The following is a 21,029-nucleotide window of genomic DNA, read 5'->3' as shown; positions in this document are numbered from 1 at the left end:
CCATGACCCGACGAGTGTTGAACGTCATCGACGGTGAGCTGGTCGGTGCCGCCGACGGCCGTACCGCGGACCTGATCGACCCGTCCACGGGCGACGTCTTCGGCAGCGCCCCGATCTCCGCGCCCGAGGACGTCGAACGCGCCTACGCGTCCGCCGCCCGGGCGTTCGAGACCTGGCGCGACACCACCCCGGCCGAGCGACAGCGGGCGCTGTTGCGCTTCGCCGACGCCCTGGAGGCGCGCGGCGCGGAGCTGGTGGCCGCGGAGAGCGAGAACACCGGCAAGCCGCTCGAGCTGACCGCCGCCGAGGAACTCGGCCCCTCGGTCGACCAGATCCGCTTCTTCGCCGGGGCCGCGCGCCTGCTCGAAGGCAAGAGCGCCGGCGAGTACCTGGCGCGGCACACCTCCTACGTCCGCCGCGAGCCGGTCGGGGTGGTCGGACAGGTCGCACCGTGGAACTACCCGCTGATGATGGCGGTGTGGAAGTTCGCGCCGGCCGTCGCCGCGGGCAACACCGTGGTGCTCAAGCCGAGCGACACCACCCCGGTCACCAGCGCGCTGATGGCCGAGATAGCAGCGGAGTTCTTCCCGCCGGGCGTACTGAACGTCGTGTGCGGCGACCGCGACACCGGCCGTGCGGTCGTGTCGCACAAAACGCCGGCGATGGTGTCGATCACCGGTTCCACGCGGGCCGGGTACGAGGTGGCGTCCACCGCGGCCAGGGACCTGAAGCGGGTGCACCTCGAACTCGGCGGCAAAGCGCCGGTGATCGTGTTCGACGACGTGGACGTCCAGGCCGCCGCCGAGGGGATCGCGGGCGCGGGGTACTTCAACGCCGGGCAGGACTGCACGGCAGCGACCCGGGTGCTGGTCAGCGCGAAGATAGCCGACGAGTTCGCGGCGGCCCTCGCCGAGCAGGCACGGAACACGCGGACCGGACCGCCGACCGACACCGATGTCCTGTACGGCCCGTTGAACAACGCCAATCAGCTCGCCCACGTCAATGGGCTGCTGTCGCGGCTGCCCGACCACGCCAGCGTGCTCGCCGGCGGTTCCCGACTCGGCGACAGGGGCTACTTCTGGCAGCCCACGGTGGTGGGCGGGCTCCGGCAGGACGACGAGCTCAGCCAGACCGAGGTCTTCGGCCCGGTGATCACCGTGCAGCGGTTCGGTGACGAGGACGAGGCCGTGCGCTGGGCCAACGACGTGGAGTTCGGGCTGGCCTCCAGCGTCTGGACCCGTGACCACGGGCGGGCGATGCGGGTCGCGCGGCGGCTGGACTTCGGGTGTGTCTGGGTCAACTGCCACATGTCGATCGTGGCCGAGATGCCGCACGGCGGGTTCAAGCACTCCGGCTACGGCAAGGATCTCTCGATGTACGGCCTGGAGGACTACACCAGGATCAAGCACGTCATGCACAGCATCGACTTCTGACTTTCTCTCCCAGCACGGCACGACGATCCCATGGAGACTGAAGTGAGCACCGTTCCCCAGCACCGCCTGCTGCGCACGGAGATCCCCGGCCCGCGTTCGCAGGAGCTGCAGGCCCGCAAGCGCGCCGCGGTGGCGTCCGGCGTCGGCACGACCCTGCCGGTCTACATCGAAGGGGCAGGTGGCGGCATCCTCGTCGACGTCGACGGCAACCAGCTGATCGACTTCGGTTCCGGCATCGCGGTGACCTCCGTCGGGAACTCCGCGCCCCGCGTGGTGGAGGCAGTGCGCGACCAGGTCGGCGACTTCACGCACACCTGCTTCATGGTCACGCCGTACGAGGAGTACCTGGCGGTCTGCGAGGCGCTCAACGAGCTGACGCCCGGCACCCACGCCAAGCGCTCGGCGCTGTTCAACTCGGGCGCCGAGGCGGTGGAGAACGCGATCAAGGTGGCGCGGCACGCCACCGGCCGGACCGCCGTGATCGCCTTCGACCACGCCTACCACGGCCGCACCAACCTCACCATGGCGCTCACCGCGAAGTCCATGCCGTACAAGCATGGCTTCGGGCCGTTCGCCGGCGAGGTCTACCGGGCGCCGATGGCCTACCCGTACCGGTGGCCGACCGGGCCCGAGCGGTGCGCCGAGGAGGCGTTCGCGGCGTTCGTCGAGCAGGTGCACGCCCAGGTGGGCGAGACCAACGTGGCCGCCGTCATCGTCGAGCCGATCCAGGGCGAGGGCGGTTTCATCGTCCCCGCGCCGGGCTTCCTGCCCAAGGTGGCCGACTGGTGCCGCCAGCACGGCATCGTGTTCATCGCCGACGAGATCCAGAGCGGCTTCTGCCGTACCGGCGACTGGTTCGCCTCGGAGCATGAGGGCATCGTTCCCGACCTGGTCACCACCGCGAAGGGCATGGCCGGCGGCCTGCCGCTCGCGGCGGTCACCGGCCGCGCCGAGCTGATGGACGCCGTGCACGGCGGCGGGCTGGGCGGCACCTACGGCGGCAACCCGGTGGCCTGCGCGGCCGCGCTCGCCGCGATCGAAACGATGCGCGCCGAGGATCTCAATGGGGCCGCCAAGCGCATCGAGGCCGTCATGCTGCCCCGGCTGCGGGATCTGGCCGTCAGCTACGACGTCATCGGCGACGTCCGCGGACGCGGCGCGATGCTGGCGGTCGAGCTGGTGCAGGGCGGTGGCTCCACGCAGCCCAACCCCGCGTTGACCGCCCGGATCTCGGCCGCCTGCCACCGCGAGGGCCTGGTCACGCTCACCGCCGGCACGTTCGGCAACGTGCTGCGCTTCCTGCCGCCGCTGGTGATCGGCGAGGACCTGCTCAACGAGGGACTCGACATCATCGAGGCCGCCCTGGCGGCGCACGCATGAGCGCCACGTTGCCCACCAGGGCCCCCACGGACATGCTCATCGGCGGTCGCTGGACCGCGGGCGTCCAGGGCGATTTCGCCGTGCTCGACCCGTCGACCGGTGCCGAGATCGCGCGCGTGCCCCGCGCCGGACAGGACGACGTGGCACGGGCGGTCGAGGCCGCCTCCGCCGCGCTGCCCGGCTGGGCAGCCACCGCACCGCGGGAGCGGGCGGAGGTGCTGCGCCGCGCGTTCGAGCTGATGATCGCCCGGCGCGAGAACCTCGCGTACCTGATGTCGCTGGAGATGGGCAAGTCGCGCGGCGACGCCCGGGGCGAGGTCACCTACGCGGCCGAGTTCTTCCGCTGGTTCTCCGAGGAGGCCGTACGCATCGGAGGCGAACTGCGGACCGCCCCGTCAGGTGCCAACCGGATCCTCACGTTCAAGAGGCCGGTCGGCGTGGCGCTGCTGCTCACTCCGTGGAACTTCCCGGCCGCGATGGCCACCCGCAAGATCGCCCCGGCTCTGGCCGCCGGCTGCACGGTGCTGCTCAAGCCGGCCGAGGACACCCCGTTGACCGCGCTGATGCTGGGTCAGCTGCTGGCCGAGGCCGGCGTCCCGGACGGCGTGGTCAACGTGCTGACCACCGACCGGCCCGGGGAGCTGGTGGAGTGGGCGCTCGCGGACAGCCGGGTACGGAAGCTGTCGTTCACCGGCTCGACCGGGGTCGGGCGCGTCCTGCTCAAGCAGACGGCCGACCGGATCGTCAACGCCTCGATGGAACTCGGCGGGAACGCCCCGTTCATCCTTCTGGACGACGCCGACCTCGACGCCGCGGTGGAGGGGGCGATGCTGGCCAAGATGCGCAACGGTGGACAGGCCTGCACCGCGGCCAACCGGTTCTTCGTCCAGCAGGGGGTCGCCGCAGCGTTCGCCGACCGGCTGGCCGCCGCGATGGGCGCGCTGCGCATGGGACCCGGCACAGACGAGGAAACCCAGCTCGGCCCGATGGTCAACGCCAAGCAGGTCGAAGGCGTCGCCCGGCGGGTCGACGAGTCCGTCGCGGCGGGGGCGAAGGTCCTCCTCGGCGGTACCCGCCACAGCGGAGCGGGCTTCTTCTACCCCGCCACGGTGCTCACCGACGTCCCGCCGGACGCCCCGGCGGGACGGGACGAGATCTTCGGGCCGGTCGCGCCGATCATCCCGGTCGCCGACGAAGACGAGGCGCTCCGGTTGGCCAATGACACGAACATGGGGCTCTCCGGCTACGTCTACACCGGTGACCTCGCCCGCGGGCTGCGGATCTGCGAACGGCTGGAGGTCGGGATGGTCGGCCTCAACCGCGGCCTGGTCTCCGACCCCGCCGCCCCGTTCGGCGGGGTCAAGCAGTCGGGGCTCGGCCGCGAGGGCGGTTACGAGGGCATCCAGGAGTATCTGGAGACCACCTACGTCGCCACCCAGTGGTGACCCGACCCGAGAGGCTCAGATTCATAGCCGTGGACTGAGTCTCTCGGGGCTGCACCCCGGGCGACCCGTTCTCGCCCGCCGGCGTGCAACGATGGCGCCGGCGGGCCCACCGAAGCGGCACCGGGTCCGGCCGTCCATCCGCTCGCTGCCGGCCGCCACCTGATGACCGGACGGCGGGCGGGTCGGTCAGGTCCCGAGGAGGACCTCGGTGTCGGCCGATTCGATCAGGCGCTGCAGGTGCAGGCCGTGCCGGACGTCGAGCACCGGTGCGCCGCCGTTACGAATGGCGTCGGCGAACTCCTGGTACATCGTCCGGTACGTATGGGGCCCCGACGCCCGTGTGCAATCCAGGGCGGCCCCTCCGCCGGGACCGAAGATCTCGATGTCGGCGCGGAAGGTCTCAGGCGCGGCCGTCGCCGACATCGACGCCTCGCTGAACCGGCCCACCTGGTGGTCGAGCATGAGCCCCACCCATCCCCCGCGGTCGCCGTGCGCCCGCACCCCCACGATCGGGCCGAGGATGGCTTCGAGCAGGTCGAGCAGGTCGACGCCCTGATCGCGGAGAACGCCGCGCTCGACGCGCCACGCGCTGACGGATCCGCCGGGGCGATGGCTGCCGGAGATGAGCCGGCCCGCGCCGCCGTCCGGCTTGACCCGCCCGACCTCGGTGCTGAGGAAGCGGCGGACATCCGTGGAGTACCGCCAGACCAGCCCGATCTGCGAGACCACCTTGCCCCGCTGCACCGCCTCGGCCAGCTGCTCGGCGCCGGCGATGTCGCCGGCCATCGGCCGTTCCAGGAACACGGACTTGCCGCGCTGCGCGGCGACGGTGGCCAGCTCCGCCTGTACCGGTGGCGGGACGGCGAAGGCAACCGCGTCGCAGTGATCGAGAAGGTCGGCGAAGCGATCGAACGACCGGACGTGGTGCCGGTCGGCGAGTTCGCGTACGGGTCCCGGCGTCGGCGCCCAGACGCCGGTGAAGCTCACGTCGGGCGACCCGGCCAACGTCGGCGCGTGCACGTGCGCCGCGCGCCGGCCGGCCCCGACCAGGCCGATGGTGACAGTCACTGTTCCACCTTCCGTCCGTTCGGGCACTCGATTACCATGCTGTGCCGGGCGTGCGCGGCGAGCAGCGCCCGGCCGATGCGGGTCTCTACCTCGCGGGGATGAAGCGGCGCACGACCGCCTGACGGTTCACCACCGCGGCGGAACAGGGAACCGGGCTGACCGGCGCCGTCGATTGGCGGAGTCACCGATGCGCCGGTCCCACCGCGAAAAGATCCCAATACCCGGCGGGCAGCTGCGCGGTCACGTCGAAGAACTCCTCCCGCGTCGCCTCCCGTACGGCGGCGAGCACCGCCCGGATGTACTCCCGGGCCTGATCAGGGCCGACCCCGGCGCGCTGCTCCACCCGGCGCAGGAACTCGTCGGGCGTCATCTTGCGGGTGGTCGAGTCGGCCTGGGCAGCGCCCCGCTTGAGCGATCCGTGGAGCCGCACCGGAAGGCGGGCGGTGAGGTCGCGCACCTCACCGGCGGTGATCCGTTCGGCAAGCGTCTCCAGGACCGCTTCCGCCACCCGCAGCGCCGACGCGTCGTCGATGCCGGCATGCTGCGCGACCCGGCTGACGAAAGCACGCGCCGACATGGTGGGCGCTACCTCCGCCTTGGGGAGCAACGGCGCGTAATCCTTCGAGAGACGCGCGAGCAGATGGTCGTACTCCTGTTCCGGAAGTGCCTGCGAAATAGCGCCCAGCACGGCGATGGTGTGGCGTTCGGCCGTGTCGAAGTCGGTTCCCTCCCGCTCGGCGACCCGCCGGACGAATTCCTCCGCGTCGAAGGACCGAGCGCCGCCGGCGGTGTGCAACCACGCCGCGACCTCCGGCGGGAGATGCGCGGCATGAACACGGGCCTCGTCGGCCCCGATCCGCTCACCGAGGACGCTCGTGACTGCGCGGGTCGCGCGCTCGGCCGTTCCCTGGTCGGCGCCCAGCGAATCCTGCACCGCGCTGAGGAAGGTCTGGTAATTCATGGCGGTCCTTAGAGAGTTTCGAGGGGGCGGGCCTTGATCGGCGGCGGGAACGCAAGGTCCAGTTCGGTCAGGTCCTCGGGACTGAGCCTGATCGCAGCGGCAGCGGCGTTCTGCTGTACACGGGCGGCCGATCCCGACTTGGGGATCGCGCAGACCAGCGGCTGCCGGAGCACCCAGGCCAGCGCGACCTGGGCCGGGGTGATGTCGTTGCGCTCCGCCACACCACGCACCGCCGGATGCGACAGCAGATCACCCTGGTCCATCGGCGAGTACGACATCACTGGCAGATCCTGCTCACGACACCACGGCAGGAGGTTGTACTCGGGACTGCGGTGCGCGAGGTTGTAGAGCACCTGATCCGTTTGCGCGTCGGGTCCGCTCGGGATCCGCCACAGCTCGATCAGATCCATCACGTCGAAGTTGCTGACCCCCCAATGACGGATCCAACCACGCTCCTTCAGCTCCACAAAGGCCTCGATCGTCTGCCGGAGCGGCACGGAACCCCGCCAATGCAGCAGGTACATGTCGAGGCGATCGGTTTTGAGCCGGCGCAGGCTCGCCGTGCAGGCGTCGATGGTGCCCTGGTGGGACGCGTGCGACGGCAGCACCTTGCTGATCAGGAAAACCTGGTCACGACGCCCGCCGATCGCGTCGCCGACAAGCCGCTCGGTCTCGCCCTCGGCGTACATCTCGGCGGTGTCGATCAGGGTCATGCCGAGCTCGAGACCGAGCCGGAGCGCGGCGATCTCGGCTTCGCGCTGCTCACGGACCTCCGCCAGATGCCAGGTGCCCTGCCCCAGTACGGGGATCTTCTCCCCGCTCGGCAGGACGATTCGACGGATCACGGGTCCGTACATCCTTCCTCCTTGCTCGTTGATCAGCGGTCCCGAGGTCGTGGCCGTGCGGTGGGACGAGGTCTGTCACCGTCCGCCACCCACCGTTTCGGGGCCCTGACAACGTCGTGCACGCCCTCAGCTCTCCCGGACCTCGATCTGTCGTGGTTGGCTGGTGGCTGCCTTGCCCAGGCGCACGGTCAGTACGCCGTCGTGCAGCGACGCTTGCACCTGCTCCGGGTCGATGTCCCCGGGAAGGGCCACCACGTACTGGAACTGCCCGACCGGCCGCATCTGGCGGCGCAGTATCCCCTTGCGCTCCTTCTGCTTGATCTCACCGGTAACGCGGAGCTCGTTGTCCCGCACCTCGATGTTGATGTCGTCTTTGCGGACTCCCGGCACTTCGAGTTCCAGGACGTAAGCGTCGTCCGTTTCCTCGAGGTCGGCCGCCGGCACCCAGAACGGCGCTTGGGCGGCGCCACCGAGGCTCTGGTCTCCCCGGAGGAAGCTGTTGATGATCTGGCCCATCTGCTCCTGGAGCTGCTCGAACTCGGCGATCGGGTCTTCGCGGCGGGCGGGCACGGTGGAGGAGCGGCGGTAACGGCCGGGAACGGTGATGGTCACGCTAACCAGGTCCTTTCGGGTCGGCGACGGCTACGGAGCGGGGTCCGTACCGGACGAAACGCGGTGCTGCGTTTCCGTCGTGGTCATCGTTGTCAGCACCGGGGTGAGCACGACTCACCCTGCGTCGGGTGATTTCGCGAGCGGTGATCAGCTCAGCGAGGGCGGCGGCGCGGGCCGGCTCGTCTCCGGCGGCCATCGCCCCGGCGGATCCGTCAGCGCGTGGCGCATCGGGCGCGGCGTTCTCCGCGATCAGGGCGTCGACCTGCCGAATTCGGCCGTACCGTCGGCGGAGGTTCAGCGCCCCACGACGATGTGGTTGTCGACCTCGGTCACGCCCGGCGTCGACCACACGGCCCTCTCGGCCGCCGCGGCCTCGGCCCAGGAGCGCACGGATCCGGTCAGGGTGACCTTCCCGCCGTCGGTTGTGACGGTGATCTTGCGCGTGTCCAACTCCGCGCTGCGGAGGAACGCGGACACGATCCGGTCCTGCACGTAGTCGAGCTCCGGGAGGTTGTCCGGCCGTACCGTGATGAGGTTCGTGATTCCCCGGACGCCGGTCAGGTTTCGGATCACCCGATACGCCGCGAGCCGCTGATACTGCCAGTCGACCTCGCCACGCAGGGTGACCCAGCCGTCGGAGACCGACACCTGCACCGCGTTCGTCGGGATGCGGCCGTCCCAGGCGAGCACCTGCACGGCAGACGCGGCGATGCCGGCATCGGTTTGCCTGTCGCCGGCTGGCACGCGTACCTCGATCTCATTGGCCACGGCCTTGACGCCGCGTACGCGCAGGGCGGCGCGTTCGACGGCCCACCTCCTGGGGAGGCTGTCCACCCACCCGCTGAGCGTCACCACCCGGTCGTCGACGACGACGCCGATTTCGCTCTGCCCGACCTCCGCGTCGAACTTCAGCTCGGTGAGCACCTCCCGCCGGATGTCCTCGTCGGGCGGGGCGGTGGATGTGCTGGCCATACCGGTGCCCTCCGAACCTGCGACCGCGGTCGCGCCTTCGGATGGCACGGCCGTATCCCCAGGACGATGGACCCGGGACGGATGAGCGCGGCTCACCCACCGCGGGGGAGCTGCCGTCCGGGTCATGTGCCGTCCGGGCGCCGCGGCGCGCGGCCATGCCGGAGCCCGGCGGCAGCCGGGACACGGCATCTGCGAGATGCCGGGCTCCTTCGCCGGACGGCGTCGCGCCCACCGGACACCCTGCGGAATACGGTACGGTCGGGAATGCTGAACCAATGAACCGGCGACCGCTCGACCACTGCACCGACGGCGTACCCATGTCGCCGGGCGACGACCTGGACTCGGTGGAGCCGTTTGTCATCCGGTGCGTCTACGCGCTGCCCCGCGACGGCACCGACCGCCGCCTCGGCGACGACGGCACGATCAGCGGGTCGCTGTCGGCGATGCAGGAGTGGTTCGCCGCGCAGACCGGTGCCCGGTTGCGCTTCGCCGACGAACCGGTGCGCACGGTCCGGCTGCCCGAGACCGACGCCCGGATCGCCGACCACGGTTCGTACGTCCGGGACCGGATCGAGCGCCTGTTGCGCCGGCAAGGCTTTCACGAGCCGCGCACCCTGTACGCGGTCTGGTACGACGGCAGCAGCACTTTTTCGTGCGGCGGCGGCGCCTGGCCACCGGAACTTCGCGGCCGGGTGGCGGCGCTGTACCTGCAGGGCGCCTACGACGACGTGGTGTGCGCGGAGGATCGGTTCAGCCCGGACGGAGTGACAATCGAGATCAACGAGTTCAAGATGCTGCACGAGATCCTGCACACCATGGGTTTCGTCCCGCCGGGCGCATCCCATCACACCCGGGCCGGACACGTCGGCAACAACCACAACGACCTGATGTACGCCGGTGACCCGCCCTGGAACCCGTCGGTGATCGACCCGTACCACCAGGACTATTTCGGCACCGGCCGGACCGACATCCCGGACCTCGCCCGAAGCAGCTTCTTGGAACCGTTGCCGGCCGGCGCCGAGCCGCCGCCGGTCTGGTGATCTCAGGGCGCACTGCCAGCCGGGGACCAGCACCAGTGCCTCACCGTCCTCGCGTTAGCCGACCGGCGAGGTTGCTCCCCAGCCGGCCAACACGGTCCGGCAGCCACGAGGATCAGGATCCGCGAACTCTCCATGCTGGGCGGCCGGTCAGGCCTTGAAGGTGGCGGCGAGGTCGTTCATGTGATCCGCCATGCGGGCAAGTTCGTCGATGGTGCCGGTGCTCGCGGCCACGGCCTGGTGCGCGTGCCGGACCGTGGCGGCGACCGCGGTGACGTGTTCGGCGATCTTGGCCGAGCCGCTGGCGGTCTGGACCACGTTGCGGCTCATCTCGGCCGTCGTGGCGCTCTGCTCGTCGACAGCGCTCGCGATCGTCGTCACGTACTGGTTGATCTTTTCGATCACGCCTTCGAACGTGCCGATCACCTCGGCGGCGCCGGTGCTGTCCTCCTGGATGGCGCGGACCCGGTTGCTGATGTCCTCCGTGGCCCGGGCGGTCTCCTGGGCGAGGTCCTTGACCTCGCCGGCGACCACGGCGAAGCCTTTGCCGGCCTCTCCGGCGCGGGCGGCCTCGATGGTGGCGTTGAGCGCGAGCAGGTTCGTCTGCTGGGCGATCGCGTTGATCACCTTCACCACCGCGCCGATCTCCGTCGAGGAGTTGGTGAGCTGGCGTACGCGCTGACCTGCGACCTCCGCAGCGTTCAGCGCCTCGCCGGACACCGTCGCGGCCTGGGTGGCGCTCTGGCTGATCTCCTGGATCGACATCTCCATCTCGGCGGTGGCGGCGGCGACCGTCTGGCTGTTGGTGCTGACCTCCTCCGCCGCGGCCGCGGCGTTCCCGACTCCGGTCGCGGCCTCGTCCGAGCCCGCGACGATCTGGCCCGTGCCGGTGCGCAGCTCTTGCGATGCCTGCGCCAGCTGGGCGGCGTCGGCCTTGATCTGGGCGACCGCCGTGCCCATCGTGTCAGCGGCCTCGTTGACCGCGTCACCCAGGTCGCGCAGTTCGCCGCCCATGGTCGTGGTGTCGACCCGCCGGGTCAGGTCCCGGCCCGCAACGGCCTTGAGCGTCGCCACCGCCGCGGTCAGCGGCGCGACGATGCTGCGCCGGGTCGCCCACACCAGCGGGACCGCCAGCAGCAACGCGACACCCATCGCCGTGCTCAGCTGGATCTGGGCGGTCTTGGACGCGGCCGTCGCGTCCGCGGCGGCGGCATCGCCGCGCTGCTTCGCGCTGTCCACGAGTTCCTGCGTTTCCTTCATGATCCGGAAGTAGATGTCCCACGACGCGCCGCCGATGGTCTCGTTCGCCTTGGCGACCGACGTCGGGGTGCCCTCGGCGAACATCGCCGCGATCTTGTCGTCCATCGCGAGGAACGCGTCCCAGTCGGTGCGGATGGCCTGGAAGGTCTTCAGCTCCTGGGCGTTCATGGCCGTCGTGTCGAGGCCGGCGAGGTGGGTACGCAGCCGCCCGACGACCTCCAGGTAACCGGCACGGCTGGCGGCGTCGGGCTTGACCGCCTTCTCCGGGTCACCGAGCGCAGCCTCCCAGGCGTACGCCACCTGCCACCCACTGACGTCGGAGTTGAAATACTTGATCTCTTGCACGGCGCGGCTCAGCAGGAGCATGTCGTTCATATGCGCCACCGCCCGGTCCTGGGCCCGCAGAGCGACCAGGCCCACGACCCCGGCACCGAGGAACAATGCCGTCACCGTGCCCAGGCACACCACCAAGCGAGCGCCTACCCGCAGCCGCCCCAGCCGACCAAACATCAGATATGTCCTTCTGCCGGAAGTCATTGTCCATCCGCTATATCGGGCACGACTGGCCCGCAGATGAGGCGTTCGCGCCGTGCGACGTTCGGCCGGTCACGCGGCGAACGCCGACGGGCGGAACAGGAGCGCTGCCGCCGGTCCGCTCCGCGCCGCCGACCTGCGACGCGGAGCGGACCTACCAGGTCGGTGTCAACCGGCCTGTCACCGAACCGTGCAGAGTCAGCGACCAAGGATCTCCAGGTGGTGAGATTGTCAGTGCTCGAGTGCAGTCGAGCCGACCCAACTGGCCAGAAGATCGAGTGCCTGGCGTCCGGGTGAGCCGGGCTCGGGCGAGTACACGGTGATCCGGAGCCCGGGATCAGCGGGCAGGCCGAGGGCTTCGTAGGACAGGGTCAGGTCCCCGACGAGCGGGTGGCGGAGTCGCTTCACCCCGGAGTGGTGGAACCTCACGTCGTGCCTGGCCCAACGCCGCGCGAACTCGTCGCTCTGCGCGGAGAGCTCGCCGATCAGGTCGGTCAGGCCCTTGTCCCGGGGGGAGCGGCCGGTCTCGGTGCGCAGGAAGGCGACCAAGTCGTTGGCGGCCTTCTCCCGCTCGGGCCAGAAGTCGACGGAGCCGGGATCGAGGAACAGGAAGCGCGCGGTGTTGACCGGACCACGCTGCGCAAACAACGGGGAATCGCAGACCGGGGCATACAGAGCCTGGCCCAGGGAATTGGCAGCGAGGATGTCCAACCGCCCATTGCAGATGTAGGCCGGCAAGCCAGCCATCGCGTCGAGCATCCGCAGCACCACCGGCCGGATCCGCCCGGTTGCGGGGGGAGGCCGACGCTCGGACGCGGTGACCGCGCGAGCCAGGTCGTAGAGGTGGGCGCGTTCGGCGTCGTCGAGTTGGAGCGCGTGGGACAAGGAATCCAGCACCGAGTCCGAGGCGCCGCCCAAGTTCCCGCGCTCGAGGCGGATGTAGTAGTCGATGCTCATCCCGGCCAGCAGTGCCACCTCCTCCCGCCGCAACCCGATGACTCGTCGATTGCCACCGAAGACGGGTAGCCCCGCCTGCTGGGGCGTGATGCGGGCGCGACGGGTGCTGAGGAACTCCCGCACCTCGTCGGCCCGCTCATGCCGCTGGCTGTCGGTCACCTCATCACCGTAGGCCGTGCGGCGGTGCGCTGGGAGGTACCGCCATTACCCCGAAGAGCGGTAACTCCTACCCGCGCACACCGTGGGTTGTGATGGCAGCACCACATCCGGCACCGGGAAGAAGGCGAGAAGTGCGAGTCAAGCAATTCGCGACGCATGCAGAACTCTTCGATCTGAGTGGAAAGCGCGCGCTCGTCACCGGTGGCACCAGAGGCATCGGGATGATGATCGCGCGTGGCCTTCTGCAGGCGGGCGTGCGCGTGGTCATCAGCTCACGCAACGCAGAAGCGTGCGCTCAAGCGCAGGAACAGCTGTCCACCTTCGGTGACGTGCGGGCCATCCCCGCCGACCTGTCGCGCCATGACGAGTGCCGGCGACTGTCCGATCTCGTCACCGCCGATTCGGAGCGTCTCGACATCCTCGTCAACAACGCGGGCGCCCTCTGGGACGCGCCGCTGGAGACGTTTCCGGACGAGGCATGGGACACGGTCGTCGACCTGAACCTGAAGTCGCCGTTCTGGCTGATCCAGGCGCTGCTGCCCGCCCTGCGCAGGGCGGGCACCGCCGACGATCCCGCCAGGATCATCAACATCGGCAGTATCGCCGCCCTACACGTCCCCCATCGGCCCAACTACTCGTACTCCAGCAGCAAGGCGGCAGTGCATCAACTCACCAGACACCTCGCCAGGGAACTGGGGCCCCAGCACGTCGCTGTAAACGCCGTGGCGCCGGGACCGTTCCCGTCGACGATGATGGCGGCCACCCTGGAAGAGTTCGGCGAGGCGATCGCAGCGTCGGCCCCGCTGCGCCGGATCGGCCGCGACGATGACATGGCGGGTGTCGCCGTGTTCCTCGCCAGCCGGGCCGGCGCATACCTGACGGGCGCCGTCATCCCCGTCGACGGCGGGATCGCCACGACCGCGTAGACCGCTCCGGGCGCGTCCGGCCAGCCCCTGGGCGTTCGTACCGCGGCCGATCTGCCACGCCTGAAGTGGCTGGTCAGGCAACCCGCTTGCGATACTCAGCGGGCATGCCCACGCTCCGCCGAGCCGAAAACCTGACCCACCTGTGCAGAAGTCAGCGACCAAGGATCTTCAGGGGTGTACCGCGGTCGGGCAGGGTGCTCCAGGACGCTCGTACAGGTATCCGTCAGGGAGTACGCCGAAAGGGCTGGGCCAGGGCTCCCGGCCGCCGCTGACGGGTGGTGAACAGCAGCATCGCGAGAAGGGCGAGCAGATACGGCGCCGAGATGAGCAGCTGTGAGTTGACGGTGTGCCCGAGCGCGGGCAGGGCCAGGCGCAGCGCGTCGGCGAGGCCGAACACGGCACAGCCGGCGAGCGTACGCCCGAGGCGCCACCCGCCGAAGATGACCGCGGCGATGACGAGGTAGCCGCGGCCCGCGGTCATGTTCTGGTTGAAGGAACCCACCTCACCCACCGCGAGGTAGGCACCGCCGAGTCCCGCGAGGGCGCCACACCACAGCAACGCCTGCCGCCGCCGGAGGTTGACCCGGATTCCGGTCATGTGCGCCGCCTCCGGGTTCTCGCCCGCGGCGCGCAGTTCCAGCCCCCAGCGGCTGCGTTCCACCAGCCACCACGCCAGCGGCACCAGCGCAAGGAGCAGGTAGACCGGCCAGCGTTCGACGAACAGTGGAGCGCCCAGCACCGGCAGGTCGCGCAGCCCCGGCACGCTGACCAGTTCGACCTGATGCCGGCTCGGATTGCCGACGGTGGCCAGATAGCTGGTCAGCCCGAGCACGAGCGCGTTGAGCAGCAGACCCACGACGAAGCTGTTGACGTGCCACCGGTGCGAGAGGGCACCGTGCGCCGAGCCCACGAGCGCGCCGAGCAACACGCCGACGAGCAGGCCGGCTGTGGCACTGCCGGTGAGACCGGCGACGGCGATCGAGCAGAAGGCCGCGCCGAGCATCATCGCCTCGACGGAGACGTTCAGCGTGCCAGCGCGTTCGGCGACGTACTCCCCACAGGCCGCGAACGCGAGCGGCGCGGCCAGCCGGATCCCGCTGGACAGGATGGTCTCCAGGTCTCCGGCCACGGTGTTCATGCGACCACCGACCGGCGGCGCATGACGGCGGGCGCGACGAACGCCAGCGTGAGCAGCGCCTTCACCACGTCGACCAGGTACGGTGGCACACCGGTCGCGGCCAGGAAGTTGCCACCGGCGCGCAGCACCGCGAACAGCCCTGCGACCGGGATCGTGAGCAGCGGCCGGTTGCGGGCGACGAGCGCGACGAGCAGGCCGTCCCAGCCGATGTCGATCGAGATGTCGGGCTGCAGCCGGTTGGTGCTCAGTGGGCTGGCCAGCAACACGGCGCCGGCCATGCCGGCGAGGGCCCCGGAGACGGCCAGGGCGATGCCGCCGACGGCCGCGACAGGTATCCCGGCGTGCCGCGCCGCCGCCGGGTTGAGCCCCGCCACCGTCAGCCGGAATCCCCACCGGGTCCGGTCCAGCGCCACCGCCACCAGCATCGCGACGACAACGCCCACCGCAAGCCCGAGGTTCAGCTGCAGCCCTGGATGATCGCCGAGGGAGCCGAGCAGCGCACCTGAGGGCAGCTTGTTCGACTGCGGTAGCGCGGCCGCCTCGCCCAGCCGCGACTCCTGCAACAGCCACGGCGTCGTGACCGCGAACGCGACCACCTGCTGCGCGAGGAACGTCATCAGCAGCGTGCTCACCGCGATGTCCACCCCGCGCAGCCGGTTCATGAGTGCGCTGAGCCACGCCCATGCCCCCGCCGCCAGCGCCGCGGCGAGCAGGACGACGAGTAGCAGGGCGGGTCCCGGCACGGCCAGGCGCAGTCCGGCGGCGGCGCCCGCGAGGGCCCCGATGAGCACCTGGCCCTCCTGACCGATGTTGAACACGCCGGACCGCGCGCTGCAACAGGCGCCGACGGCGACGAGCAGGAGCGGCGCGGCGTACAGCAGGGTCTGGCTGACGGCCGTCGCATCGCCGAGGCTGCCCTGGATCAGCGCCCGCAACGCTGCGGAGGGAGATCCGCCGGTGACAGCGATGAGCAGGCCGGGCAGGACCAATGCCGCGGTGACGATCGCGGCGGATACCCAGGGGCCGGCACGGGTCACGCCACGCCGCCGGTCAGCAGAGCGAGCCGCTCCCCGTCGGCCTGCGCCGTGGGCAGCTCACCCACGATCCGGCCACGGAATATCGTCGCTATCCGGGTGGTGAGCGCCAGGATTTCCTCCAGCTCCGTGGAGATCAGTAACACGGCGATGCCGTCGCTTGCGCAGCGGCGCAGGCGTGCGTACAGGTCCTCGACGGCGCCGACGTCGAGGCCACGGGAGGGTTGGGCGGCGACCAGCACCCGAGGCCGGCCGGAAAGCTCGCGCGCCAACACCACACGCTGTTGGTTGCCGCCGGAGAGGTCGCGCAGCGGCGAGTCCAGCGAGGCGGCGGTGATGCCGTACTCGTCGGCGAGCGCTCGTGCCCGCCGACGCAGGCGCCGCCGGTCGATGAACACGCGGCCGCTGACGTCGCCGAGCCGGGTCATGACGAGGTTCTCCGCGACGCTCAGGTCGAGCACGACGCCGGCGTGGTGCCGGTCCTCGGGCACGATGCCGAGGCCCGCGGCGGACAGCGCCCCGGGCCGGCGCAGGTCGACAGAGGCACCGGCCACCTCCACCGTGCCGGCGTCCGGGACGGTCAGCCCGCTGAGGACGTCGCCCAGTGACTTCTGGCCGTTGCCCTCGGCGCCGTAGAGCCCGACGATCTCCCCCGCGTGGACGGTCAGGCACAGGTCGTCCAGGCCGGGCCGCGCGGTCAGCCCGCGAAGCCGCAGTGCTGTCTGCGCCGACGCCGCCGGGGACGCCGGGGCGGTGGCGTGCGGAAGCACACCGACCGCCGCGCCGAGCGTTACCTCGCGGCCCACCATCTCCCGGGCCAGTTCGGCCTCGGTCGTGGCGGTCGTCGCCCGGCGCAGGACGACCCTCCCGGCGCGCATGACGGTCACCCGATCGGTCGCTGTGGTGATCTCGGCGAGTTTGTGGCTGATCAGGACGACGGCGCGATGTTCGGCCGCGACGACCCGGCGCAGCACGGTGAACAACTCGGCTGACTCGGACCGCGTCAGCACGGAGGTGGGTTCATCCATGATCAATACGGTCGGATCGCGTCGCAAACATTTGAGCAGCTCCACGCGTTGCCGCTCGCCTGCCGACAGCGTGCCGACGCGGGCGTCCGGGTCGATCGCGAGCCCGTAGCGCTGCGCCGCGGCACGCACCCCGGCCCGCTCGGCCGCGCGCCGGACCGGCCCGGATCGGCCGAGCGCGACGTTCTCCCACACCGTCAACGGGTCGACGAGGCTGAAGTGCTGATGCACCATGCTGATGCCGAGAGCCGCCGCCTCCCTCGGTCCTGCGATCGTGACGGCACGACCGTCACGATCGATGGCGCCGGAGTCCTGCGTCTCGAGCCCGAGCAGGATGCGCATCAGGGTCGATTTGCCGGCGCCGTTCTCGCCGAGCAGGCCGTGGATCTCGCCGCGCTCGAGGGTCAGGTCTACGCCGTCGCAGGCCACCACGGCGCCGTACCTTTTGGTGATCCCACGCAGGCGCACAGCGGGCTCAGGAGCCAAGCTTACGCACCTCGGCCACCGGGTCGATCTTGCCGCCGCCGATGTCGGCGATGAAGGCCGACAGTTTGGCGTTCTGCTCAGGGGTGCCCTTGCAGAGCTTCACGGTCGGATACGGGTCCACCCCCAGCTGCCATGTCTTGGTGATGCCCATCTCCAGCTTGCCCGCGGCGTACAGTTGCAGCGCCGCGGCGAAATAGTCGCCGGGATCGAACAGCACCGAGACGTCGAAGGCGGGGCTGGTGGAGGCGCACCGGTCGGTTCCGGGCGTCAGTGTGACCGCCTTGGCGGAGTTGGCCAGCGCGGTCGCGGCGTCGGTCGCGCCCCCTAGGTACGGGTAGATCGCCCCGACCCCCTGGCTGAGCTGCGCCTGCGTCGCCTCGCGGGCCTTGCCGGAGTCGTCGAAGTCGCCGGTATACGTGGTGACCAGCGTGGCGCCCGGGACGAGCTCGCGGATGCCGGCCAGGAACGCTGTCGAGGCGATCTTCGTGAAGTCGGCCTCCGGGCCGGTGACGAAGCCCGCCTTGGTGGTGTTCCGTGCCTGCATGAGCAGGCCGGCGGCATATCCGGCGACCAGCATCGACTGGTTCGGGTCGTCGCTGGACAGCATGATCCTGGGGGTCTGCGGGACGTTGGCGGAGGATGGCACATACCAGGCGGTCTTCGCGCAGACGCCCTCCTCGGACGCCGGGATGGCGTCCTTCAGCTCGCTGGCGCCGATCGCGACCATGTCGGCCTTCTGCTGGCAGAGGGCCCGGGCGGCGGTGAGTGCCTCGGAGACCGGCACGCTTCCGCGTTTGATGACCGTCCAGCCCTGGGCCTGGGCGAATGCCTCGGCCTTGACCACGAAACTCTGGTAGTAGCCGTTGTCGTTGATGTCGCCGGGGCTGAGCACCCCGATGATCACTTTGCCGTCACCGTTGACGTCCGGTTCACCGGGCAGCAGGGTGCCGGTGCTGCCGCCGGGGGCCGCGGTGGATGCCGGGGTGGCGGTCTCGTCGTTGCTGACACATGCGGCAAGCGCGGCGACCGCGGCGCCGACGGTGATCACTGCCAGTGCTTTCCTCACGGCCTCAGTTAAACTCATAGACGTCGATTCGGTAAGTCCACTATGGATTTTCGCGGGTCGTCCAGTTCAGGTCGAGCCGGAGCGGCCCGCGCACGCTGATCGAGCGGCGGATCGGCACCGCCCTGCCCGGCGCCGGGCTCAGCCCCGGCAGCCGCTCGGTGAGCACCTGCAACGCCACGCGCGCCTGGGCCCGCGCCGACGCCGCGCCCACGCAGGTATGCACCCCGGCCCCGAACGCGAAGTGCCGGACCGGCCTGCGGGTCACGTCGAAGCGCTCGGCGTCCGGGTAGCGCTCCTCGTCCCGGTTCGCGGACGCGAACACCACCAGGACGTCCGACCCCTGCGGAATCTCCACGCCACCGATCGTGGCGGCGCGGGTGGCCCGGCGGAACATGGTGGGGATCGGCGTCTCGAACCGTAGGACCTCCTCGACCGCCCCGGCGATCAGCTCCGGCCGGCGGGTGAGCAACTCCCACTGCTCCCAATGCCCGACCAGCAGTTTCAGGGCGCTGCCGATCAGGTCCGCGGTGGTGATGTGCGCCGCGCCGAAGCTGTTGCTGATGGTAGTGACCAGTTCCGCCTCCTGATCCGCCGTCAGCGGCCCGTCGCCGTCGGCCAGCGCGGCCGTGACGTCACTGATCAGGTCGCCGTTCGGGGCCGTGCGCCGCCGGTGCGCGTACCGTGCGACGAGCCGCTCGAACGCGACGAAGGCGTGGGCGGCGGCCACCTCGTCGGCCTCGGTCAGGTCGACGCTGCCCAGCCGGAACGCCGACTCGCTGCCGTCCCGCACGGTCGGCACGTCGTCCGGGGCGAACCCGAACATCGCGGCCGCCGTCTGCAGCGGCAGCGGCTTCGCGAATCGCACGATGAGGTCGGCACTCCCGGCCTCGGCGAACCCGTCCACGAGGGCCTCGGCCCGCGCCCGGACACCCGGCTCCAGGCCTTTGACCCGGCCGGGTGCGGTCAGATGCTTCGTGTACGGCGACCGCAGCCGGCGGTGCGCCTCACCGTCGGACGTGACATGATCCGGCAGCTGCGGGAACCCCTCGGCCAGCACGGTCAGCGTCGCCGGGTACAGCTGCCGGACGGGCCGCAGGCTGTTGGCCGAGGAAAAACCCGTCCAGTCCTTGAGCACCGCCTCGACATCACCGAACCGGGTCACCACCCAGGCGTCGACCCGCGGCGAGTAGAACACCGGCTCGCGGCGGCGCGCCTCGGCGTAGAACTGGTAAGGATCTTCGGCGTGCGCGCCGAGCGGGTCGTAGCTGTCCGCGAGTTCACTGACCACCTGACGCGCTCCTCGAGTCGGCTACCCGACCGTTGAGAATGGACCGTGGCCGGGACGCCGGGCAACAGTTTGCCGATTCCGTCGCGGATGTTGCCGATTCCGTCGCGGATGCGGACGATGGCCGAGAACGAAGGTGATTTACTTGCCGGAAACACTCGGCTCCGGGAGTGTCGATGAGAGGCAGCAGTGCCGGCACCGCCACCGACGTGCGCGTGGGTCTTCGTTCGTATCCGAAAGGACGGAGCGACGTGCGAATCACGATCGCCCTCGACGCGCCCGCCGCACTGATCTCGACCGCGACATGAGCGCCGCCGCCAAAGAGTTCGGCGTCTTCCTTCCGATCGGCAACGGCGGCTGGATGATCTCCCGGTCGGCGCCACATCCCGAGGCGACCTACGCCTACAACCGCCGGGTGGCGCTCGACGCCGAGGCGATCGGGCTCGACTTCATCATGTCGATGGCGAAATGGAAGGGCTTCGGCGGCAGCACCGACCACTGGGGCCGCACGCTCGAGTCGATGACGATGATGTCGGCCTTGGCCGAGGCGACCAGCACCGTCGACATCTGGGCCACCGTGCACGCTAACGTCTTCCACCCCGCGCTCGCAGCCAAGATGTTCACCACCCTGCAGGACGTCTCGGGCGGCCGGGCCGGGATGAACATCGTCAACGGCTCCTACGCCGACGAGTTCGCCCAAATGGGGTTGTGGGATCCGGACCTGTCGCACGACGAGCGCTACCGGATGACGGAAGAGTGGCTGATCGCGGTCATGCGCCTCTGGACCGAGGACAAGGTGACGATGAAGGGAGACTTCTTCACCCTCCAAGAGTGCGAGTCACGCCCACATCCCGCGGACCGGCCGACCTTGATCAGCGCCGGCCGGTCGGAAAGGGGGCGCGAGTTCCAAGCCCGGTACGCCGACGGCGCCTTCCTGAGCGCCGACGACCTCCGCCAGATGCGCGACTACTCCCGCTCGGTCCACGACCGGGCCGCCGACTTCGGGCGCGCGGTCAAGACCTACTCGATGCTCACGGTCGTCCTGGACGAGACCGACGCGGCCGCAGCGGCCAAGGCGGCCCACTATGCCGAGGGCCTCGACAAGGTCGCCCTGGCCGGCATGCGCGCGTCGTGGGGCATCCCACTCGACGCGGCCCGCGATTGGGCCGAGGGCGCCACAGGGGAAGAAGCGTTCCAGACGGCCTACGTGACCGGTGGTCCGGAGACGATCACCGAACACATCCAGCACATCATGACGACCGCCGAACTGGACGGGTTGATGCTGATATTCCCGGACTACCACACCGACATCATCCCGTTCGGCGAGTCGGTCCTGCCAGCCCTCCGCCAAGGTTTCGCCTGACTCTTCCGCGCTCGGGGTTCCGGGAAGGAAGCTGGTCGCGCCT

Annotated in this window: 18 protein-coding genes; 6 read left to right on the top strand and 12 right to left on the bottom strand. The window is 70.3% G+C overall.

Translation table 11 applies throughout. The annotated features are described in order from the left end of the window. The first annotated feature begins 2 nt into the window (after positions 1 to 2). The 3 genes from Asi03nite_RS28620 to Asi03nite_RS28610 are packed head-to-tail and all read left to right on the top strand — an operon-like array spanning position 3 to position 4,258. A complete protein-coding gene (locus Asi03nite_RS28620) occupies positions 3 to 1,433 on the top strand; it encodes a gamma-aminobutyraldehyde dehydrogenase (protein WP_203683585.1) in 1,431 nt (476 codons plus the stop codon). Positions 1,434 to 1,475: 42 nt separating this feature from the next. Continuing rightward, the gene (gabT, locus tag Asi03nite_RS28615; protein WP_239102991.1) at positions 1,476 to 2,813 is read left to right on the top strand and encodes a 4-aminobutyrate--2-oxoglutarate transaminase; all 1,338 of its coding nucleotides are present in this window, start codon (positions 1,476 to 1,478) and stop codon (positions 2,811 to 2,813) included. Then, positions 2,810 to 4,258, top strand: coding sequence for an NAD-dependent succinate-semialdehyde dehydrogenase (locus tag Asi03nite_RS28610; protein WP_203683583.1), 1,449 nt, complete (start codon positions 2,810 to 2,812; stop codon positions 4,256 to 4,258). The genes gabT and Asi03nite_RS28610 overlap by 4 nt, the downstream gene beginning before the upstream one ends. A 186-nt stretch (positions 4,259 to 4,444) precedes the next feature. Here the strand turns inward: Asi03nite_RS28610 and Asi03nite_RS28605 are convergent, their stop codons facing one another. From Asi03nite_RS28605 to Asi03nite_RS28585, 5 genes are all read right to left on the bottom strand, one after another. Then, entirely contained in the window at positions 4,445 to 5,326 is an 882-nt protein-coding gene (locus tag Asi03nite_RS28605; RefSeq protein ID WP_203683582.1) for a Gfo/Idh/MocA family protein, read from the bottom strand. 181 nt (positions 5,327 to 5,507) lie between these two features. Next, on the bottom strand, positions 5,508 to 6,287 hold the full coding sequence (locus Asi03nite_RS28600) for a DUF2267 domain-containing protein (protein ID WP_203683581.1): 780 nt from the start codon (positions 6,285 to 6,287) through the stop codon (positions 5,508 to 5,510). Between the two features lie 8 nt (positions 6,288 to 6,295). After that, on the bottom strand, positions 6,296 to 7,132 hold the full coding sequence (locus Asi03nite_RS28595; protein WP_203683580.1) for an aldo/keto reductase: 837 nt from the start codon (positions 7,130 to 7,132) through the stop codon (positions 6,296 to 6,298). Positions 7,133 to 7,258: 126 nt separating this feature from the next. Continuing rightward, entirely contained in the window at positions 7,259 to 7,744 is a 486-nt protein-coding gene (locus tag Asi03nite_RS28590; protein ID WP_239102990.1) for an Hsp20/alpha crystallin family protein, read from the bottom strand. A gap of 294 nt (positions 7,745 to 8,038) precedes the next feature. After that, on the bottom strand, positions 8,039 to 8,716 hold the full coding sequence (locus Asi03nite_RS28585; protein WP_203683579.1) for a BON domain-containing protein: 678 nt from the start codon (positions 8,714 to 8,716) through the stop codon (positions 8,039 to 8,041). A 275-nt stretch (positions 8,717 to 8,991) separates the two neighbouring features. Between Asi03nite_RS28585 and Asi03nite_RS28580 the strand changes: the two genes are divergently transcribed. Then, positions 8,992 to 9,756, top strand: coding sequence for a hypothetical protein (locus Asi03nite_RS28580; protein WP_203683578.1), 765 nt, complete (start codon positions 8,992 to 8,994; stop codon positions 9,754 to 9,756). A 147-nt stretch (positions 9,757 to 9,903) separates the two neighbouring features. On the opposite strand, the gene Asi03nite_RS28575 is transcribed toward Asi03nite_RS28580, so the two are convergent. Continuing rightward, positions 9,904 to 11,523, bottom strand: a complete 1,620-nt coding sequence (locus Asi03nite_RS28575) for a methyl-accepting chemotaxis protein (protein WP_203683577.1) — start codon at positions 11,521 to 11,523, stop codon at positions 9,904 to 9,906. A gap of 255 nt (positions 11,524 to 11,778) precedes the next feature. After that, on the bottom strand, positions 11,779 to 12,663 hold the full coding sequence (locus Asi03nite_RS28570) for a helix-turn-helix transcriptional regulator (protein WP_239102989.1): 885 nt from the start codon (positions 12,661 to 12,663) through the stop codon (positions 11,779 to 11,781). A 131-nt stretch (positions 12,664 to 12,794) separates the two neighbouring features. Here Asi03nite_RS28570 and Asi03nite_RS28565 point away from each other — a divergent pair, with 131 nt between their 5' ends. Beyond that, positions 12,795 to 13,589 (top strand): SDR family oxidoreductase, encoded by a 795-nt coding sequence (locus Asi03nite_RS28565; protein ID WP_275409502.1) that lies wholly within the window; start codon positions 12,795 to 12,797, stop codon positions 13,587 to 13,589. Positions 13,590 to 13,812: 223 nt separating this feature from the next. On the opposite strand, the gene Asi03nite_RS28560 is transcribed toward Asi03nite_RS28565, so the two are convergent. The 5 genes from Asi03nite_RS28560 to Asi03nite_RS28540 are packed head-to-tail and all read right to left on the bottom strand — an operon-like array spanning position 13,813 to position 19,626. After that, positions 13,813 to 14,727, bottom strand: a complete 915-nt coding sequence (locus Asi03nite_RS28560; protein WP_203683575.1) for an ABC transporter permease — start codon at positions 14,725 to 14,727, stop codon at positions 13,813 to 13,815. Further along, positions 14,724 to 15,764, bottom strand: a complete 1,041-nt coding sequence (locus Asi03nite_RS28555; protein ID WP_203683574.1) for an ABC transporter permease — start codon at positions 15,762 to 15,764, stop codon at positions 14,724 to 14,726. The genes Asi03nite_RS28560 and Asi03nite_RS28555 overlap by 4 nt, the downstream gene beginning before the upstream one ends. Further along, the gene (locus Asi03nite_RS28550; protein ID WP_203683573.1) at positions 15,761 to 17,272 is read right to left on the bottom strand and encodes an ABC transporter ATP-binding protein; all 1,512 of its coding nucleotides are present in this window, start codon (positions 17,270 to 17,272) and stop codon (positions 15,761 to 15,763) included. The genes Asi03nite_RS28555 and Asi03nite_RS28550 overlap by 4 nt, the downstream gene beginning before the upstream one ends. Next, positions 17,262 to 18,338 carry a BMP family ABC transporter substrate-binding protein gene (locus Asi03nite_RS28545; protein ID WP_239102988.1) on the bottom strand — a complete coding sequence of 359 codons (1,077 nt, stop codon included), beginning with the start codon at positions 18,336 to 18,338 and terminating at the stop codon, positions 17,262 to 17,264. The genes Asi03nite_RS28550 and Asi03nite_RS28545 overlap by 11 nt, the downstream gene beginning before the upstream one ends. 40 nt (positions 18,339 to 18,378) lie before the next feature. After that, entirely contained in the window at positions 18,379 to 19,626 is a 1,248-nt protein-coding gene (locus tag Asi03nite_RS28540; RefSeq protein WP_203683571.1) for a cytochrome P450, read from the bottom strand. 142 nt (positions 19,627 to 19,768) lie between these two features. Here Asi03nite_RS28540 and Asi03nite_RS28535 point away from each other — a divergent pair, with 142 nt between their 5' ends. Further along, complete coding sequence (locus tag Asi03nite_RS28535; RefSeq protein WP_239102987.1) at positions 19,769 to 20,986, top strand: LLM class flavin-dependent oxidoreductase; 1,218 nt, start codon at positions 19,769 to 19,771, stop codon at positions 20,984 to 20,986. Positions 20,987 to 21,029: the final 43 nt, after the last annotated feature.

This window comes from Actinoplanes siamensis, assembly GCF_016862395.1.
Lineage (GTDB): Bacteria > Actinomycetota > Actinomycetes > Mycobacteriales > Micromonosporaceae > Actinoplanes > Actinoplanes siamensis.
Note: the sequence above shows the minus strand (reverse complement) of the source record. Positions and strands in the feature narration are given on the sequence as shown.

What these genes read in the sequence shown, in the direction of transcription:
- Asi03nite_RS28620 (WP_203683585.1), top strand. Translation starts at nt 3, where the DNA reads ATGACCCGACGAGTGTTGAACGTCATCGACGGTGAGCTGGTCGGTGCC.
- Asi03nite_RS28610 (WP_203683583.1), top strand. Translation starts at nt 2,810, where the DNA reads ATGAGCGCCACGTTGCCCACCAGGGCCCCCACGGACATGCTCATCGGC.
- Asi03nite_RS28600 (WP_203683581.1), bottom strand. Translation starts at nt 6,287, where the DNA reads ATGAATTACCAGACCTTCCTCAGCGCGGTGCAGGATTCGCTGGGCGCC.
- Asi03nite_RS28585 (WP_203683579.1), bottom strand. Translation starts at nt 8,716, where the DNA reads ATGGCCAGCACATCCACCGCCCCGCCCGACGAGGACATCCGGCGGGAG.
- Asi03nite_RS28580 (WP_203683578.1), top strand. Translation starts at nt 8,992, where the DNA reads ATGAACCGGCGACCGCTCGACCACTGCACCGACGGCGTACCCATGTCG.
- Asi03nite_RS28575 (WP_203683577.1), bottom strand. Translation starts at nt 11,523, where the DNA reads ATGTTTGGTCGGCTGGGGCGGCTGCGGGTAGGCGCTCGCTTGGTGGTG.
- Asi03nite_RS28560 (WP_203683575.1), bottom strand. Translation starts at nt 14,727, where the DNA reads ATGAACACCGTGGCCGGAGACCTGGAGACCATCCTGTCCAGCGGGATC.